The organism is Mycobacterium sp. (genome assembly GCF_049280035.1).
In the GTDB taxonomy this organism is placed as follows: domain Bacteria; phylum Actinomycetota; class Actinomycetes; order Mycobacteriales; family Mycobacteriaceae; genus Mycobacterium.
Map to the genome: position 1 here is coordinate 1 of NZ_JBAPPI010000264.1, position 2,300 is coordinate 2,300.

At 66.3% G+C, this 2,300-nt stretch carries 4 protein-coding genes; all 4 read right to left on the minus strand.

Going from position 1 to position 2,300, the window contains the following annotated elements:
- Window positions 1-272 (minus strand): acylphosphatase (locus tag WAN71_RS08505; protein ID WP_422224902.1); only part of this gene is annotated, 272 nt, incomplete at its 3' end.
- The gene (locus WAN71_RS08510) at window positions 259-672 is read right to left on the minus strand and encodes an OsmC family protein (protein ID WP_422224903.1); all 414 of its coding nucleotides are present in this window, start codon (window positions 670-672) and stop codon (window positions 259-261) included. The genes WAN71_RS08510 and WAN71_RS08505, both read right to left, overlap by 14 nt.
- Window positions 673-784: 112 nt before the next feature.
- Window positions 785-1,636 carry a DNA-formamidopyrimidine glycosylase gene (gene mutM / locus WAN71_RS08515; protein ID WP_422224904.1) on the minus strand — a complete coding sequence of 284 codons (852 nt, stop codon included), beginning with the start codon at window positions 1,634-1,636 and terminating at the stop codon, window positions 785-787.
- Window positions 1,637-1,651: 15 nt separating this feature from the next.
- A partial coding sequence (rnc, locus tag WAN71_RS08520) for a ribonuclease III (RefSeq protein ID WP_422224905.1) occupies window positions 1,652-2,300 on the minus strand: 649 nt, incomplete at its 5' end.

Here is a 2,300-nt window from a genome sequence, read left to right on the forward strand (position 1 = left end):
CTGAACCCTTCGATGTCCTCCGGTGCCTGTGACCAGTCGGCGACCACGTTGTCGACGCGACCGGGCGTGGCGCCGCCCTGCAGCAGGTGCAGCAGCTGCTCGCACACGTCACGGGATCCCTGCGCGACGACCAGCACCCGCCCGTCGACGCGATTGGCGACGTAACCGGTCAGGCCCAGCTCCAGCGCCCGGGAGCGGGTCCACCAGCGGAAACCAACTCCCTGCACCCGCCCGCGTACCCAGGCGGTGAGCCGGACATCAGGCTCCGCCATCGGCTACCTCGAAGGTGACCGTGGTGCCGGACTTGAGTGTGCGACCCACCGTGCACACCTGGTCGACCGCGCGCTCGACGACCGTCAACACCCGCGCCTTCTCGTCGTCGCTCAAACCCGAAAGGTCGATCTCGAGGGTTTCTTGCAGCAGCGGATAACGCTCCTGCTCACGGTCAGCGTCGCCGGACACCCGCACGGTCGCCTGGTAATCGTCACCGAGGCGGCGGGCCAACGGCAGGTCGCCGGCCATCCCGCTACACGCGGCCAGGGCGATCTTCATCAACTCGCCTGGGGTGAATACGCCGTCGACGTCCTCGGAGCCGATGAGTACCTGCGCACCGCGCGAGCTGTGCCCGGTGTAGCGGCGCACCCCGGTACGTTCCACCCACAGTTCCATCATGGGTTTCTTTCTACCGGGTCTGCTGCACGCCGAGATTGACGCTAGCGCGGAAAAGTTCGGGTGCGCATGACGCTAACGTCGATCTCGACGGGCAGGAAGAGACAGGTCACGGTCAACGTCGCGGCCGGGGCTGACAACGCGGACAGTAGAACGACGAGCGGTTCATGAACTTCTCCCGGTGGATCACCGCACCGCAACGACGGCAGTGTTTGCCTTCGCGGCCGTACACATTGAGAGACCGGTCGAAGTAGCCGGACTGGCCGTTGACGTTGACGTACAACGAATCGAACGAAGTGCCGCCCTGTGCCAATGCGTCGCCCATCACCTCCGCTGCGGCTTCCAGCACGTCAGCCAGCCGCCGACGGGTCAGCGTGTCGGCGATACGTGCACCATTCACCTTGGCCCCCCACAACGCCTCGTCGGCGTAGATATTGCCGATCCCGGACACCACCGTCTGGTCGAGCAGCTGGCGTTTGATCTCGGAATGCTTGCGCCGCAACACGTTTACCACCGCGTCGATATCGAATCGCGGATCGAGCGGATCGCGCGCCAGGTGGGCGACCGGGGCAGGAACCACACTGCCGTCCACGTTGACCAGGTCGGCCAGCAGCCACCCGCCGAAGGTGCGCTGGTCGACGAAGCTCAGCGTTGTCCCGTCATCGAGGACCGCCGCGATGCGCAGGTGGTCCGCGTTCGGCACCGTCCCGAGGAGCATCTGGCCGCTCATGCCTAGGTGGACCACGAGCGCGTAATCGCCCCCGTCCAGCGTGAGCCACAGGTATTTCCCGCGCCGGTCGGTACCGGTGATCCGGGCGTCCAGCAGCCGCGCGGTCAGATCGGCCGGCCCGGCCTCGTGGCGGCGCACTGCGCGGGGGTGATGCACGCGGACGGCGGTGATGGCCTTGCCCACCACGTGGGCCTGCAAGCCGCGCCGCACCACCTCAACCTCGGGTAGCTCGGGCATCCCAGAAAACCTACGTCACGCGCGATCGAGCACGCTCAGCGTTTTCCACGCCGCTGCGGCGGCATGCTGCTCGGCTTCCTTCTTGGACCGGCCCACACCCGACCCGTATTCGGTATCGGCCACTTTCACCGCGGCGGTGAACTCTTTGTGATGGTCGGGTCCAGTCGAGGTGACCTGATACGACGGTGCGCCCAGGCCGCGGGCTGCGGTCAGCTCCTGCAGGCTGGTCTTCCAGTCCAGTCCGGCGCCCAACGTGGGCGCGGCGTCCAACAGCGGACCGAACAACCGCAAGATCACGTCCCGCACGCCGTCCATCCCGTGGTGCAGGTAGATCGCTCCCAGCAGCGATTCCATGCTGTCGGCCAGGATGCTGGATTTGTCGGACCCGCCGGTGTTGATCTCGCCGCGCCCCAATAGCAGATGCGCGCCGAGGCCTTTCTCAGTCAGGTTTCGCGCGACTTCGGCCAGCGCCTGTGTGTTGACCACGCTGGCCCGCAGTTTGGCCAGATCGCCCTCCGAGCGGTCAGGGTGTCGATGGAACAACTCGTCGGTGACGGTCAGGCCAAGAACTGCGTCGCCGAGAAACTCCAAGCGCTCGTTGGTGGGCAGACCGCCGTTCTCGTAGGCGTAGCTGCGGTGGGTCAGCGCCAAGGTCAGCAACTCA

Bases quoted from the DNA above. Each gene is read 5' to 3' on its own strand.
- WAN71_RS08510 (WP_422224903.1), bottom strand. From the start codon at position 672: ATGATGGAACTGTGGGTGGAACGTACCGGGGTGCGCCGCTACACCGGG.
- mutM (WP_422224904.1), bottom strand. From the start codon at position 1,636: ATGCCCGAGCTACCCGAGGTTGAGGTGGTGCGGCGCGGCTTGCAGGCC.